Genomic DNA, 15,370 nt, shown 5'->3' with positions numbered 1-15,370 from the left:
ATTAGACGTTGGCGTGTGAACCCAGGAAAATCACAACTTGAGAAAAATACGGTACGGTGGGGCACACCGAAACCAGGTGAAAAGGAAGGAAACGGACTTTTATCGGCACTTCCTGACAAGTAGCCAAACGCGATCGCGAGAATTGCCCGCTGGGTCTACTGTGAACTAAACTAAATTCTTGGTCTTGACGGGTTTTTGGTTTAGGTACTGCCTACTTTTTGGCGGCGTCAAAGATTAGGACACAGTGGTTTAAGGCAGCTCATTGATCTGGGAATCGCCGTTCTTTCAAGACGGCGAGTGTCAATAAAGAAATTATTGGCATTGATATGTTATAGTAGATAAGGATTGAAGAAAAGGCTCAGTAGCTCAGTGGTTAGAGCAAGGGACTCATAAGCCCGAGGTCGCAGGTTCAAATCCCGCCTGAGCCATAACTAATTAATTAGTCAACTGGATTGATCAAGAGAACCCTGGTAGTGTTCTCGGATTTCATTAATCGAAAACAAAGCTTGAAACATTAGGCCAGCGGACTTATAAAGCTCGGCTCCGCCTTGGAGCCGGTCAACCAGGGCTATTACCAGCTCTACCTGGTAACCGGCTTCCTTAAGGCGATCCACGGCTTTCATGGCTGATTGCCCAGTAGTCACCACATCTTCTAATACCACTACTTTGGCTCCTGTGGGCAAACTAGGACCTTCAATGTATGCCCTGGTTCCATGACCTTTTGGCTGTTTGCGGATAATTAGACCAGGGATAGGGCAGTTTTCTAAGGCAGAAACAATGCTAACCGCACTCACGATGGGATCTGCACCCAGAGTTAAGCCAGCAACAGCTTGAGTATCAGCAGGTAGCATTGAGAATAGCAAACGTCCTATTGCCAATGCTCCTTGAGGATGAAGGGTGACCTGTTTACCATTGATGTAATAAGAGCTACGCTGCCCCGACGAAAGCACAAAATCACCCTCTTGGTAAGCCAGTTTACAAAACAAATCCAGCAGAAAAGGTCGCAGGAGAGGTAAATCCTTTGGGGTAGACAGGGCTTGGAATTGGTTGTTCATGAAACTTACTACTACTAGTGGCGGTTGATTTGGATTATGCGGTATTCTTTCACAGTCAGCCGTCAGCCGTCAGCCGTCAGCTAAAAGCTCACGCTACTTGAGGTGCCGTCAGCTTATTTTATTCAAAAGCTGTTCGGTGTAGCGTGGGCTATGGGCATAACTGTTCGGTGTACAGTGGCACAGGCTTCGAGGCTGGGACCCATAAGCTGATAGCTGATAGCTCATAGCTGATAGCTGATAGCTGATAGCTGATAGCTGATAGCTGATAGCTGATAGCTCATAGCTGATAGCTGATAGCTGATAGCTGATAGCTGATAGCTCATAGCTCATAGCTGACAGCTAAATGCTTACTTTTCACCGACTGGGGTACTTTACCCTTAATATCGGATACTATTGAGGAAAACTACGGGTGATTGCGATGCAAATGCGTTGGGAAAAGCTGTTTAGCGTTTTAGTTATAGCAGCCACTGCTAGTCTAGGAGCAGGTGGTGCCATAGCAGAAACTAATTCGGAGGACTTGGAGCTAATTCCTCTATTAACATTACCTGAGGCTTTTGAAAACGCTTTTTTTGATGACTCTGGGAACTTTTTTGAAAACAGGAGCATCAAGAGTCAAATCGATACAATTTTCGGCTCTGGATGGCCACCTGCGTTTCCAGAACTGGCACTTGAGCGCGATGCTCAGCGTGTGAGTAATCTTTATCGGGATTTACTAAAGCAGCAGGTAGAGAGTGGCCCTGTTATTCGTACTCTGGATTTACCAAACCCCTACAATACTTCCCTACGGTTGCTAGAGCAATCGAGTGATATACCAATCCAAGTGGAAAACCAAGAATTTTTCTTGGCACCGCAGCCCATACTACAGCTGCGCAGATGAGTATGGGGCAGATCAGTATGGGGTGATAGTAGTAGCTGACCGCAAGTGTTAAATCCAGGGTGCAGGAGTTGAACCTGCCTAGGGCAAATTATGAGTTTGCTGCCTCAACCGCTCGGCCAACCCTGGGTTATCCTTTTCTATTATGGTAGCCTGAATCGGGTTATTGCAACACCACTAACTAGAAATTCCCGATTTATCCGATAATTCACAGAACATAAGATAATCTAGCTGTATAGCAGGACTATAATACAGCACGGAACCAGCGGTAATTCGGAATAACGTTAATCACGCTATGAAATTCAACACAACTGTAGCGCTAACCATAGTTCTACTGACAATGATGTTAGGTGCAGGTGTCGTGAGTGCCTTTTGGGGATTCTCTATCGGTCACGAAGCCCTCAAAGGAGTTACTCAACCGGATACTAACCCTAAGAAAAAGTTGACAGGGAATAAGGGGTCTTCTTCTGGGAAAGAAGGGGTCTTGATTGTGAGCGAGAAGGATATCTTGGTTAACGTTCACGCCCACATACACAATAAGGGTAAAAATCCTCCGGCTAAGAAAAACAGCCAGAAAACTAAGCAAATTAGTTGGTCTAAGCCAGCTCAGAAGGAGTCATCGTCTGGTGTATTGACTAAAGAGGCATCCTTCACTCGGAAAAACCCTAAGCTAAATTTGCCGGTTAAAAGTCAGGATAAGGGAGTCACCCTAGCGGTAAATTCTGCCAGTGTGCAGGAGGGTTCTTTAATGTTGGATGTCAGCTTGAAGAATCAGAGTTCTAATCCAGTCAGGTTTCTGTACAGCTTTTTGAATGTTACCGATGATCGCGGTCGTGCCTTAAGCGCAATTACGGAAGGCTTACCAGGAGAATTACCGGCTAATGGCAAGGAATTTTCTGGAACAGTGAGCATACCGACAGCTTTACTAGAGAACTCCGAAAAGCTTTCCCTGACACTGACCGATTATCCCGATCAAAAACTACAGTTGAAAATGTCTCAGATTCCTGTAGTTAGATAACGAAGCAAGTCGAGGGAATGGTTGTTAAGGATAAAACGTTGACGCTATGCTAAAAGCCTATGTTGAGAGCAAGCAACTAAGCCAGTTTCGCCAGCCAGTATCAGAAATTCCCTTGACTGGCACTCTTGAACTAGCTCAAGGAAATGCTAGTCATACAACTGAAAACCCCATAATACAACTGATAAGTTTTTGATGGTAAGCGATAAATCGATACCAAGCTGCCCTAGGTCTAGGAAGATACATCAGAAGGCAACCGTAACCAGCAAAAAATGAAAATTATTTGCTTTTACCTTTCACCTTTTCTATGGTTGCCAACCTAATGGTTTTTCTAACAGTGGATGCTTCTATTAGCCTCTCTGAGGGAGAGGTTTTGCTGGGATTGTTATCAGTGCTACTACTGATAGCGATCAATGCTTTTTTTGTTACGGCTGAGTTTTCCATGGTGGCCGTGCGGCGATCGCGGATTAGCCAATTAGTAGATGCGGGTGACGTGCAAGCAAAGACCGTTCAGGCTTTGCAACAGAGCATTGACCGATTACTATCTACAACTCAGTTAGGGATTACCCTCTCGAGCCTTGCTCTGGGATGGATTGGGGAGACTACCATGGCAACCTTGGTAGCAGCTGGGATAGCCAAGCTACCAATAACGCCAGCTCTAACTCCAGTTATTACCCATTCCCTAGCAATCCTGGTGGCATTTTTCCTGATTGCGTATCTACAAATTGTTTTGGGGGAACTTTGCCCCAAATCCCTGGCTTTACTTTACTCAGAACAACTAGCACGGTTTCTTGGACCACCCAGTCTGGTAATTGCCAGGTTTTTTAATCCTTTTATCCAGATTTTGAACCAATCTACCCGCTGGCTCCTGAGGCTGGTGGGTGTTCAATATTCTGGTCAAGGTTGGTATAGCCGTGTAACACCGGAAGAGTTGCAGCTGATTATTACCACTGAACGGGAGTCTATCGGACTGGAAGCAGAAGAGAGAAAACTACTGAAAAATGTGTTTGAGTTTGGGGAGGTAACAGCCGCAGAGGTAATGGTTCCCCGCACCAGTCTTGTGGCTATTTCCCATGCAGCAACCTTCGATATTTTGTTAGAGGAAGTTGCTAAGACTAGTCACTCTCGCTATCCTGTGATTGGGGCATCCCTAGATGACATTCGTGGCATTATCGACTTCAAAAAAATGGCTAAACCTTTATCTAAAGGGAAGCTAGGACTTCAGACACCGATTAAATCCTGGATTTGTCCAGCTAAGTTTGTCCCAGAAACTACCCCATTGAGTGAATTACTGCCGATGATGCAGCGATCGCATTTGGCAATGGTGATGGTGGTGGATGAGTTTGGAGGTACGGCTGGATTAGTCACCCTCAAGGATTTAATTGCTGAAATTATTGGTGATGGACCTGAATCTGACATAAGCGAGGACTTGACTGTACAAATTCTCGACGAGTATACCTTCCTGGTGCAAGCTCAGATGAATATGGAAGAAGTCAACGAACTTTTGGATTTAAACCTACCAGTAATTGATGACTATCATACTTTGGGAGGTTTTTTGCTGGACAAGTTTCAGAAAATTCCTGTACCCGGTGAAACCTTAAATTATGACAATCTAGAATTGACCGTTGTGTCTGCTTCTGGACCGCGCCTAAACCAAATTCGCATAAGCCGCCAGCAGCCACAAGGTAAGAATTCAGTAGATGTTTCCGATTCTGAACAAATGCCGATAATTCCCAGAAAGGATGATGTTTCCTTTGACAATGGAGGGCTTTGATAGTTTTGGTGAATTTTATTTGATTAGCTCTGGATAAAACCAATAGAAAAGAATGGCGCGAGGAGATCAAATTTACGTATTCCAAAAGTTTCTTAACCTTGAGGGGGTTTACCAACATCATGGTATTGACTGTGGAGATGGTAGTGTTATCCACTACCGCAAAAATACTGAAACAATTGAGCGTACTTCTCTGGCTACCTTTGCTCTAGGTGAAACAAAAATTTATGTCAGGCAGTACTCAGTTTGTTTAATTCCAGATGTTGTGATTCGTCGAGCAGAAAGTCGATTAGGGGAAAGACAATATAATCTAATTTTTAATAACTGTGAACACTTTGCTAATTGGTGCAAGACTGGCAAAAGTGAGAGCCAGCAAGTCAAGGATTTTATTCCGGTAATTAGTAATATGAAAATCGAGGGTTTGTACGAAGCTATAAAACAAGCACTTCAGGGAGCAAAGCAAGACGATACAACCCAGTTACTTAACCAAGCATTATCTGATCTCAGGGTGGTTTGGGATGAGATTCAACCTAAGTATAAACAGGAACTTAAAGAAATCAATGTCTGGCAGCAAGTGGCAATTCAAGCTCTTAAAAACAATAGAGAAGACTTAGCCCGTGCGGCTTTGATGCGGAAGCGGAACTATGAGAAAAGCGCGACGGACAAGAAAGCTAAATTAGACCAGTTAGCGAAGATGACAGAAACATTGATTCGCAACCGTATGAACTGGCAACAAACCTAGTGGGTTGGTTAAGTAATCAGAAAGCTACTTTGAGCGGTCAGCTATCAGCTCTCAGCTCTCAGCTAATAGCTATCAGCTATCAGCTCTCAGTAATCAGCTTTTGAATAAAATAAACTCACGGCTGACGGCTGACGGCTGACCACTGACGGCTGACGGCTGACGGCTGACGGCTGACGGCTGAATGCTTACGTATAGATGATGGGAGGATAGGCAGATATAACTATATATTTGCTTATATACTTACTTTTAGTTGTAAAGATCCAAAAAACTGAATGGAACGTGGTTTACTATGGTTACCTCTGCTAGCAGCATTTTGCTGGCTTGCCTGGTCAGGCTGGAATGAATACCAAAAGATTGAAGCTTATCGCCGCTGGGCTGAACAGTTTGAACGGGCAAAGTATGATATATATGCGGTGCTTGGTCAAAACGGCAGTGACCTGACTTGGGGTAAACCCACTAGAAATAAACCAGTAAATCTAGAAACCTTTTCCCTCAAAGACGTTAAATCAATCAACTTGCTAGTTGATAATCAAGTGGTTGACTTAGAGCAACCACCGGATAAAGGTCGTGCGATCGCATTAGAATTTCAATTCCTCAAACCCATAGATCCAGTCAAAATTCCCTTTACAGAAATTCCTTTGGCAGTGGAGTGGGGAAAATATCTCCAGTCATTCACGCTTAGCGCTGGGTGAAGGCAATAGAGAATAGGCAACTTCGGCTGCTGGACATTGGGTAGCACCCTCCGCCATTGATCCCAGGTTACCCTTACAGGTTAGACCTGGGGATTCTCGTCAGTCAAGCTAAAAACTGCACCAACTGCTCTAACTTCAACCAAGGGGCACCGCTAGCCATAACATCCTTTGCCAGAGCAATCCCTGCTGTGTAGTCTTCGAGAGGTATAACACCAGCGACTTGAAGGGCTAATGAGGCATTTAACGCCACCACATCCTGCTGGGCTGGTGTTCCTTTACCTTGCAAAACGTTCCGTAAAATTGCCCCATTTTCCGCTACATCACCGCCTCGTAGGGACTCAGTAGGGGCAGGAGTTAGACCAAGATGTTCCGGATTTAGACTCAAAAGTCGCACCTCACCCCCCGATAGCAGTGCCAAGTCAGTTTGATCTGCCAATCCCGCCTCATCTAATTTTTCCCTACCATGGAGAACTATTGCGTTGGGAGTACCCATCAAACACAACGATCGCGCTACAGTCTCTACAAAGTTGGGAGCATAAACACCGATTACCTGACCGGTGGGACGCAGGGGATTTACCAATGGTCCTAACAAGTTAAACACTGTCCGGACCTTGAGGGTTTGCCGTAACGGTGCCACTGCTTTCATGGCTGGATGCCAACCCCGAGCAAACAGAAAGGTTACCCCTACCTCATCCAGGGCTGCCTGAATCTTGTCCGGTGCTGCTGCTAAATTTACTCCTAGGGCTTCGAGCACATCAGCCGAACCCACCTTACTAGAAGCAGAACGATTACCATGCTTAGCCACCAGCACTCCAGCCGCCGCCACTACAAAGGCTACTGCGGTAGAGATATTAAAGGTAGACGCGCCATCCCCACCGGTACCACAGGTATCAATGACGGGTTGGTTGTGTTTAATGGTTGTCTTCTGCAACGACTGGGATTGTAGCACCTGAGCCATCCCTGCCAATTCGGTAGCCGACACCCCTTTAGCCTGGATAGCTGCCAAAAGTGCGCCAGATAACACAGTGGGAATTTCTTCATTCAACCATCCCTGCATCAGTTGTGATGCCTGGTCACTGGATAACGATTGCCCATCCAACAACTGTTGCAACAAACTGGGCCAGTTAGAAGAGGTTTGAACCATTATTATAGAAGTAGAGTATTTTATCTGGAAATGCGATCGCATTAACTATTCAATCACTATTTCCGATCAATCTCTAACTAACAAGGTTACAGCATAAGCAGCAATTCCCTCTTCACGTCCCACCGGACCCAACTTTTCATTAGTGGTTGCCTTAATGCCAATTTGGTCAGGCTTCAGGTCTAGGACTACACTTAAGCGATCGCGCATGGTCTTAATATGAGGCTTAAGCTTAGGACGCTCCGCCACCACCACCGAATCAATATTGCCAATCCGCCAGCCATGGGATTGGATCAACTGATTCACCTGACTCAACAATACCAAACTATCCGCACCCGCCCATTTTTCGTCAGTTGGGGGGAAATAATGACCAATATCGCCCAAACTCAAGGCTCCCAGCATGGCGTCCATGATGGCGTGAGTCAGGACATCGGCATCACTATGACCGACTAATCCCAATTCATGAGGAATGTCTACACCTCCGATAATCAGACGGCGACCTTTGCCCAATTGATGGATATCGTAACCGTTGCCAATCCGAATAGTCATTTTTTCCACTGAATCCCACGTTAACAGAGCAAGCGATCGAATTTTACCTGCTATCTAAGGCTGCTGCCAAATTCTCTAAATTAGTGAGAATATACCGAGGTTTTTGGTCTGGTTTACCTATATCTTTTCGTCCTCTTAATATTAAGTTTTATTTCGAGATTGGAAATTTATGGAACCTACAGTGTATTTACGGATATCTAGAGAACAAATATCCCAAATATATTACGAGGTTCAACAATGAAAAAAATCGGTTCTACTACTCTACTCATGTTCGCTACACTCTCGGGACTTCTGTTGTTTCCTTCTGAAGTGAAAGCGGATGAGATCAGATACTGTTACAGTGTCCCTCGTTACTACGTTGAGCAGGATGCAGCTAACCATCGTGAAGCTTACGATGATGGTTATCAGGAGGGGCGACGTGATGCCAGCAGGGGTATAGCTTATGAAGAGCGCACCGCAGGGGGCGAGTTTAGTCGTGGCTATCGTCATGGATATTACGGTCGCCGCTACAGAGGTCAACGGCGTCGGGTTCCAGACCGCCGTAAGTACTACAACACCAGGGAGTGTCGTACCTACAACTATAACGATAAGGAGAATATGAAAGATGTTTTGGGCAGGATTTTGCAGCAATTTGAAAGGGATCTGCGTTCGGATATGAACTGGGACAATAACCGTCAAAGGTTCGAGGATCGAAGGTACGAAGAGAGAAGCCAGGACAGATACTATCAAAGATATCAAAGATAGTTGTTCATGCAACTATTTCCATAACCCAGTCACTATGGTGCTACTACTACCTTATGAAAGCTTTGGGGAGTTGGTTGTGGTACACAATACGTGATTTTCGCTCCCGTTAGCTTTACCAGACCGTAGCCAAACCACTACATCTTTACCACTACCCATTCTTGATTTAATTGCGCTTTGAGTTATTTCAGGAAATTGCGATCGCTAAAAACCGGCAATAACTAGTTCTAGGCTTAGTTCAATAGACAACTGCGGCGAAGTCTACTCCTGAGACGTTTTATCAGCAGAACGTGGTTTAAGCAGAAATATTTCTATCCCATCAATGGGTTTCTCTCGGGTTTTAATCTGAAATTGCTCTTTAACAACAGACCGAAATAGCTTCGACGACTTGACATAAACTAGCCATAAACGAGATTGGGTTGAAGGTAAACTGCTAATCCAACCTTCTATCGCTTGCTGATCGTTTTTTCTAACCGATGGCGGGAGTACATCCTTAATCTCAATACTTGCAGAGCCATGATAGTAATGATTCAATGCCACAGGTATTCTCTGACCAATGGACCAAACAATCACATCACCCGGTTGTTCTTTGGTCGCAATGGTTTCTACTAAACCACGCCAATTTTCTCGATCGAGCACGGTATAGTAACGCTTTAGCCCACCACCAACAGCAATGGCATAGATCAGCGCTATCACCAAGGCACCAATACGCCATCGATGCCAAATGCCGATCCCAGCGGCTGCTAAAAGAATAAATAGGTATGGAGCTGCTAAGAGTAGGTAACGATTGACCCAAAGAGAACGAGAGACTTGGGACACTGAAAAGAACAGAACTAAGGGTAAAAACGCCCAAGCCGCAATCCAACCCAGCTTAGCTGAGCGTGGTTTGTTGAATAGCACAACACCCAGCAAGCAGGTCAACATGACAGAGTAGGCATTGTAAAACCAGTAGATGGCATTGGAATTGGCTCGACCAAAGGGCCAAGCTGTCAAGCGACCTGGCTGCATGATCACATCCAGTACACCAGGACTAGTGCGTCCACCGAGATCACGAACTGATGTACCGGGTACTTTTACACCTCCCATAAATTTGGCGCTCTTAGTTACTAGTGGAAACACCCATGGCAGCCATAAAATACCAATCAGTAACAGTCCGACCCCGAAACGGAACAAAACACGAGGTTGATTGCGATACTTCCAGCCAAACACAACGATGTCTGGGAGCAGCAGCGCTACGTTAAGGGGTGTGCTGATAATTGCCAAGAATCGCAGAGCAGCCCATCCTAAAAGTAAGGGAGTAGTTGGACGTTCTAGGGCGTGGGTTAAGATCAGTGTGCCAGCAACACCAAAGAATGTACTCGGTGCGTACATCCGGACTTCTTGGGCATGATGGATAAACAGGGGTGAGAGGGCAACGATTAGGGCAGCAATTAAGCCAGTGGACTCTCCCATTAAGCGCCGACCAAGCCGATAGGTAACAAAAACAGTACCAATACTAAACACAACGCACAATCCCCGCAGCCAAGTATCACTACTGCTAACTATCATCCAGACTTGTAGGAGGATGTGATAGAGGGGGCGTGTACCATTAAAGACTTGCTCTAGGTGCTTGGCACGATGAATACTAATGAGTTCATCAACCCATAGGCTTTCTGTACCAAGTTGATAGACATACAATCCAGTCGCTAATACTAAGATTAAGGTAATGGGCATCCATGGTCGGAACCAATTTCCTCCCTCTAGGAGCGCTGGTGTTTTGTGGTTGTTGGCTTTCATGCTAACTCAATAATCAAAGCCCTAGAGCTTAGACCGACTAACTCAATAATCAAAGCCCTAGAGCTTAGACCGATGTTGATTTGTTTTTTATATCAGTAGAATTGCGAGAATCAGTAGAATTGGCAGAATTTGGTATGATCAGAAATAGATGCATTAAATCATTCTGTCTATAAAAGTTCTCGTTAGTAAATTCTTCGTGTCTTTCCAGATTAAAATGTTCTTTGAAAACAGTGCGAAACTTTTGTTCGTCAAAACCTGTGCCGCACAGTAGCCACAGCCGCGAGGGAATAGGTGGCAAGTTATTTAGTGCTTGCTCTACGACTGGCTTTTTGACTCGATCAGAAGGACAAAGTTTACTTCGGGAATAGATCGGAGCATCTCCACTATAGTAATGATCCAGCGCTGAGGTCATTTTTTGCGAACCTATGGATAAAAAGATGGTATCACCAGGTTTTTCATTAATGCTAATTGTTTGTGCTACACTGCGCCAATCTTGGCGATCCTGCACGGTGTAATAGCGTACTAGTCCAGTGCTAACGGTAATAGTATAGATAATTGCTACTGCGATCGCCAAACTCCGTTTCCAACGCCACAATCCCATCAAGCCAGCGGTCAGAATAATCAAAATGTATGGGGATAAAAACAGTATGTAGCGGTCTATCCATAATCGTTTAGAAACTAAAAAAATCATCACTGACGGTATAAATGCCCAAGCAGCAATCCAACACAGGCGTGGTTTGTGGTTTTTGTGGATTATGGCAATACCGATCAAGCCAGCTAATAGTAGACTGTAGGATTGATAAAACAAGCTACTCAGCTTCGATGTGGAAGGAAACGGAAAGGCAGTAAAATTCTTTAACTTACGTAAAACATCCACAAAACTGGGAAATGAGTGTCGAGTAGCCGATGGATCAATTTTGGCGATGAGATTAAGAGCCTTGCTTAGGAAGGGCAGGGTTCCAGACAATAGAGATAACAAAGATGGTAACCACAACAGGATTACCAGTAACAGCCATTTGCCGAAAGCTAATAATGTAGCGCGTTGCTTGCGAAACCGAAACCATACTAACCAGATGTCCGCGAAGAGCAGGGTGGCATTTAGTGGTGCAGTTAGGGTTACCAACAGTCGTAGGCTAGCCCACCAAGCCATTGAGGTGGTAGTAGGATTCTCAAGAGCATGCACTAGCGCTAGGGTACCACCTAGACCGAGACAAGTGCCTAGGGTGTACATACGAACCATTTGGGCAAAATTGATGAACAGGGGCGATAGAGCCAAGAGGAGGGCAGCAATCAAGCCCGTTGGCTTTCCCCCTACACGACGACCAAGCTGGTAAGTTAGAAATACACTGCCCAATCCAAACAAGACAGACAACCCCCGCAACCAAGCATCGCTGGTGCCAAACTGCATCCACAGCCACAGCAGGATGAAATACACTGGGCGGATTAGACCCAGATGGCCTGGTAAGCGTTTGGCATCATTAACACTGTAGAGTTCATCCACCCACAGGCTCTCTGTGCCGAGTTGATAGAAATACAACCCAGCCGCCAATAGCAAAATTAAGGCGATGGGAATCCATTGCCAAAGCCAATCTGCTTGGATTGAGGTTTCTGTTGAATTAAGTTTTTCTGCTTTCATGCACCTGACCAACCTTATCTAGAATCAGTATTAAGAACCACCATGATCAGACCAGGGTTCATCATGGCTCAGGAAAGATGGTTGATCGCCATCAACAAAGAACGATTAACCTCTTACCAAAGTAAATTGGGACACACGGCCATATTACTTATCAGCCTTGTTTTAGACATTTATGCAAAAGATCTATTATTGTCTCCATCACCTGATCACCTGATCACCCCATCACCCTTGGCCTCTATCTTGCCAATGGTTTTCTGCCGTCAGTTTTCCCAAACCCATACCATGCCAGTCCTACCAAGGGTGTAAGTACTACGATTTCCCACAGTATTCCCAAGAAGTTAGGAATACTCAAGATGGTGCATACCATACCCAATTCTGGATTAAAATAATCAAATCGGGCAAAGATGGTAATAGGTGAAATAAAATACTCTAGGGAAAAAGGCCAGAGTGCCTGGACTCCGAAAGGTGCTGTTGGGTCAGCTACTAGCATATCCAACAGGAGGTGGCTTCCATAAACTAGAGCTGCCCAAATTCCCCATCGGAGCCGATTTAACTTCCAACGCCCCACTAGCCAAGCAACGAAGATGCCAATTATGGCGGCTACTATCAAGCTGTGGGTAGCCTGACGGTGAAAAGCTCCTGGATTTCCCAGCAGCAGCAATCCAGGCAGAATGTCTATGTCTGGCAAATTCGTGAGCAATACTGAACCATACAACAGCCGAGTTTGCTGATGCCAAGCTACATAAGGGCGTGCCAGAACAAATCCACAAATACCGGCAAATGTGTGTCCTACTGGTGATGGCATGTGATTAATTGGTAATTGGTAATTTATATTTGGTAATTGGTAATTCATATTTGGTAATTGGTAATTTATATTTGGTAATTGGTAATTGGTAATTTATAATTGCTCTGACTATTGTTTATTGATCACCATTACACCTGATTACCTGATCATCCGATTACCTGATCATGACCTTACCTGATCAGCCGATCACCTGATCTGAGTTAATCACCTTTACTTGCGCAAAGCGTATACAATTCCCCCCAGCAGCCCCTGAATGATCACGATTCCGTAAGCCAGCCAAGCAAAGGCAATGGCTTCGGATCTGGCAATATTGTAGCCGTAAGCCGCAAAAAAGAATACAAATGCATTCTCACGGAGACCAATGGCGTTGATCGATACAGGCAACACCATGATCAAGGAGACTAGGGGAATGATCAGAAAGAAACTAAGAAGGGGAACCGGTAAATCCAGGGCCTTTGCAATTAGGTAATAATGAGCGATGACACTGATTTGCACCATCAGTGACAACCCCATAGACATAGCCAAGGCATGTTTGCGGTTCCCAAAGGCTAGGAAAGCTTTAATAATATTCAATACCTTGTTTTTTATGGGGTGCCAAAAGGGTAGTTTGATCTTGCTAATAACCCTTGAAATCTTCTGAGAGGGTATGAAAATCATCGAGACTACAAGCATAATTGCTGCCGTACCTAGCATCACCCACAGATTAAGTAATGGTAACTGGGCAATCAATGTCTGAGAAAAAAACAGCGCCCCGAGGCCAAACAGCATCAAACCCAGTAAACCGAGGAAACGATCCAAAAACACAGTGGCTAGTGCGACTGATTTGCTCGTTCCCAACCGCCAGGCATCATAAGCCCTAACAGCATCCCCACCAATGGTGGAGGGCAAAAAATTACTGAAGAAAATGCTGACCATGTAGGACTTATACAAGTAAGGGATGGTAGCTTTCACATTCTGAGCCAAAAGTAGTACCCGCCACCGATGAGCTCTGATGTAGTAACTGGCTAAGTAGACCACAAACGCTGCCATTAACAGAGGAATGTTGGCAGAACTCACAGCTAGGAAAATGTCAGGCAGATTGGTCTTGCGCAACACCCAAGACAGTAGCGCTATGGAAACGCCGCATTTAATGATCGTAAGAATCAATTTTTTCCTAGCAGCTAACCTTTTTTCCATGGTTTTTAGTTTATGGACTGTAGTAGTTCCAAGTCATCTTACTGCGGCGGTAGTGGTTTTGAGTCCATAGCCGTGGGCGATCAAGATTGGGATTGGGTTCGGGGTTGCTGTAGATGTCCAGCTGATTCCCATTGAGAACCATCACCTCTTCCCGCCAATCCCCAGATACATCAGCAACGTAAAGTCTCGCCGCCTGTTCTTTGAACCGATGGAGAAATTGCCCACTCAGGGCATCGAAAATCCCCACGTCTCCTGGTTTATGGCGCTCTTTGACAGCCACTAATTGCCTCGACTCTCCTGTCCAATCAATCGGGACGATCACCTCTACACCTTTGTCTGTCCATCCCTTGGGAGCAACATCATCCATTTGATAGTTAGCAATCAGTTGACCTTGGGCATCAAAGACAAAGGGTTTCTGGTGCTTCTGGTAACGGCTGCGGCACCACACTTCTAATCCCGGTCGTTGGGGGTCAAAATCACCAATGGCAGCATTTTGTGGTTCTTGATGCTTGTAGTGGGTTTTCCAAATTACGCGATCGCGGTTATAAAGGAAAACCCGATTGCCACCCCCCTCTTCCAGAGCGACTACCTCTAATCCTGGAATGTCTGGACGCACATCAGCCACAAACAGGGAGTCAATATGACCTTTTATGGGAATTTTCAACAACATCTCTCCGTCGGGTGAGATGATTGTCCCACCCAAAACCTCATCTTTGCCATCTCCGTCGAGATCTGCCACCCGTGCCCCATTGTGAGCATTGGCAAGGAAATCATCTCGGCTCCACAATGGTTGAAGGTTTTCACCTTTGAGTAGGTTGTCTAGGGGATAGGCTGCTAGATAACGACCCATACGGTATCCTTCAGCATTAGTGGCCTGAAGTAGTAAATCGCGATCGCCTTTGCCCCGGAAATTGGCTACTACTAAGTGCTCCCAACCCTCTGTACCTTCTGGAGATGGGAGTTTTATAGTTTTCTGAGTCTCTCCATTGAACCCCTCAACAATATGGAGGGTATTGTCCTTGGTTAAAAACAGAACTTCTGTCTTTTGATCTCCATCTACATCAGCTGCTTGGACACCGGGGGCCTGGTTTCCTGGCAATCCTTGGCTCTCTGACTTCCCAGTTACCTGGATATTGATTGACTTGCTCCAGAGTGCTTTACCAGAATGACTGTAAGCTGCTATATAACCTGGCTTAGTAATGATCAAATCTTTCTGACCATCATCATTGATGTCTGCTGCAATCAGTCCACCGAGACGGCGATCGCTGGCAGCAGGCTTAAGTTCAATAACTTGAGGTTTAATCGTGGAATAAGGCAAATTCGACACTTTAGCAATACCTCTTTTTGCCTTGGATTGCTCCACACATCCCCAGCTTAAACAACTATAAAAAATCAAT

Annotated in this window: 15 protein-coding genes and 2 tRNA genes; 8 read left to right on the top strand and 9 right to left on the bottom strand. The window is 45.3% G+C overall.

What is annotated here, in order from left to right; genetic code table 11:
- The first annotated feature begins 355 nt into the window (after positions 1–355).
- Positions 356–428 (top strand) — tRNA-Met (locus LYNGBM3L_RS07485).
- A gap of 15 nt (positions 429–443) precedes the next feature.
- On the opposite strand, the gene pyrE is transcribed toward LYNGBM3L_RS07485, so the two are convergent.
- A complete protein-coding gene (gene pyrE, locus LYNGBM3L_RS07480) occupies positions 444–1,055 on the bottom strand; it encodes an orotate phosphoribosyltransferase (RefSeq protein ID WP_008180983.1) in 612 nt (203 codons plus the stop codon).
- 409 nt (positions 1,056–1,464) lie between these two features.
- Here pyrE and LYNGBM3L_RS07470 point away from each other — a divergent pair, with 409 nt between their 5' ends.
- Positions 1,465–1,932 carry a hypothetical protein gene (locus tag LYNGBM3L_RS07470; protein WP_131826948.1) on the top strand — a complete coding sequence of 156 codons (468 nt, stop codon included), beginning with the start codon at positions 1,465–1,467 and terminating at the stop codon, positions 1,930–1,932.
- 53 nt (positions 1,933–1,985) lie between these two features.
- Here LYNGBM3L_RS07470 and LYNGBM3L_RS07465 read toward each other — a convergent pair.
- Positions 1,986–2,058, bottom strand: a tRNA-Ile gene (locus LYNGBM3L_RS07465).
- Positions 2,059–2,224: 166 nt separating this feature from the next.
- On the opposite strand from LYNGBM3L_RS07465, the gene LYNGBM3L_RS07460 reads away from it, so the two are divergent.
- From LYNGBM3L_RS07460 to LYNGBM3L_RS07445, 5 genes are all read left to right on the top strand, one after another.
- Entirely contained in the window at positions 2,225–2,947 is a 723-nt protein-coding gene (locus tag LYNGBM3L_RS07460; protein WP_044492411.1) for a hypothetical protein, read from the top strand.
- Between the two features lie 46 nt (positions 2,948–2,993).
- On the top strand, positions 2,994–3,140 hold the full coding sequence (locus tag LYNGBM3L_RS42980; protein ID WP_008180976.1) for a hypothetical protein: 147 nt from the start codon (positions 2,994–2,996) through the stop codon (positions 3,138–3,140).
- Between the two features lie 126 nt (positions 3,141–3,266).
- Positions 3,267–4,718 carry a hemolysin family protein gene (locus LYNGBM3L_RS07455; protein ID WP_202799164.1) on the top strand — a complete coding sequence of 484 codons (1,452 nt, stop codon included), beginning with the start codon at positions 3,267–3,269 and terminating at the stop codon, positions 4,716–4,718.
- A 52-nt stretch (positions 4,719–4,770) separates the two neighbouring features.
- Positions 4,771–5,457 carry a lecithin retinol acyltransferase family protein gene (locus tag LYNGBM3L_RS07450; protein WP_008180972.1) on the top strand — a complete coding sequence of 229 codons (687 nt, stop codon included), beginning with the start codon at positions 4,771–4,773 and terminating at the stop codon, positions 5,455–5,457.
- A 272-nt stretch (positions 5,458–5,729) separates the two neighbouring features.
- Positions 5,730–6,149 (top strand): hypothetical protein, encoded by a 420-nt coding sequence (locus LYNGBM3L_RS07445; protein WP_008180968.1) that lies wholly within the window; start codon positions 5,730–5,732, stop codon positions 6,147–6,149.
- A gap of 103 nt (positions 6,150–6,252) precedes the next feature.
- Here the strand turns inward: LYNGBM3L_RS07445 and trpD are convergent, their stop codons facing one another.
- Together trpD and ispF are read right to left on the bottom strand one after the other, a co-directional pair.
- The gene (gene trpD / locus LYNGBM3L_RS07440) at positions 6,253–7,293 is read right to left on the bottom strand and encodes an anthranilate phosphoribosyltransferase (protein ID WP_008180967.1); all 1,041 of its coding nucleotides are present in this window, start codon (positions 7,291–7,293) and stop codon (positions 6,253–6,255) included.
- A gap of 66 nt (positions 7,294–7,359) precedes the next feature.
- Complete coding sequence (ispF, locus tag LYNGBM3L_RS07435; protein WP_008180966.1) at positions 7,360–7,839, bottom strand: 2-C-methyl-D-erythritol 2,4-cyclodiphosphate synthase; 480 nt, start codon at positions 7,837–7,839, stop codon at positions 7,360–7,362.
- A gap of 237 nt (positions 7,840–8,076) precedes the next feature.
- On the opposite strand from ispF, the gene LYNGBM3L_RS34720 reads away from it, so the two are divergent.
- A complete protein-coding gene (locus LYNGBM3L_RS34720) occupies positions 8,077–8,583 on the top strand; it encodes a hypothetical protein (protein ID WP_008180965.1) in 507 nt (168 codons plus the stop codon).
- Between the two features lie 258 nt (positions 8,584–8,841).
- On the opposite strand, the gene LYNGBM3L_RS07425 is transcribed toward LYNGBM3L_RS34720, so the two are convergent.
- The 5 genes from LYNGBM3L_RS07425 to LYNGBM3L_RS07405 form a co-directional block, all read right to left on the bottom strand.
- Complete coding sequence (locus LYNGBM3L_RS07425) at positions 8,842–10,356, bottom strand: glycosyltransferase family 39 protein (protein ID WP_008180964.1); 1,515 nt, start codon at positions 10,354–10,356, stop codon at positions 8,842–8,844.
- A 64-nt stretch (positions 10,357–10,420) separates the two neighbouring features.
- Positions 10,421–11,992 (bottom strand): glycosyltransferase family 39 protein, encoded by a 1,572-nt coding sequence (locus LYNGBM3L_RS07420; protein WP_008180963.1) that lies wholly within the window; start codon positions 11,990–11,992, stop codon positions 10,421–10,423.
- A gap of 235 nt (positions 11,993–12,227) precedes the next feature.
- On the bottom strand, positions 12,228–12,845 hold the full coding sequence (locus tag LYNGBM3L_RS07415; RefSeq protein WP_008180962.1) for a metal-dependent hydrolase: 618 nt from the start codon (positions 12,843–12,845) through the stop codon (positions 12,228–12,230).
- Positions 12,846–13,007: 162 nt separating this feature from the next.
- Positions 13,008–13,973: a lysylphosphatidylglycerol synthase transmembrane domain-containing protein gene (locus LYNGBM3L_RS07410; protein ID WP_008180961.1), complete on the bottom strand. Its 966-nt coding sequence runs from the start codon at positions 13,971–13,973 to the stop codon at positions 13,008–13,010.
- Between the two features lie 10 nt (positions 13,974–13,983).
- Positions 13,984–15,300, bottom strand: a complete 1,317-nt coding sequence (locus LYNGBM3L_RS07405) for a rhamnogalacturonan lyase family protein (RefSeq protein WP_229414356.1) — start codon at positions 15,298–15,300, stop codon at positions 13,984–13,986.
- Between the last annotated feature and the right edge of the window lie 70 nt (positions 15,301–15,370).

The organism is Moorena producens 3L, assembly GCF_000211815.1.
Lineage (GTDB): Bacteria > Cyanobacteriota > Cyanobacteriia > Cyanobacteriales > Coleofasciculaceae > Moorena > Moorena producens.
This window is presented reverse-complemented; position numbering and strand designations above follow the sequence as displayed.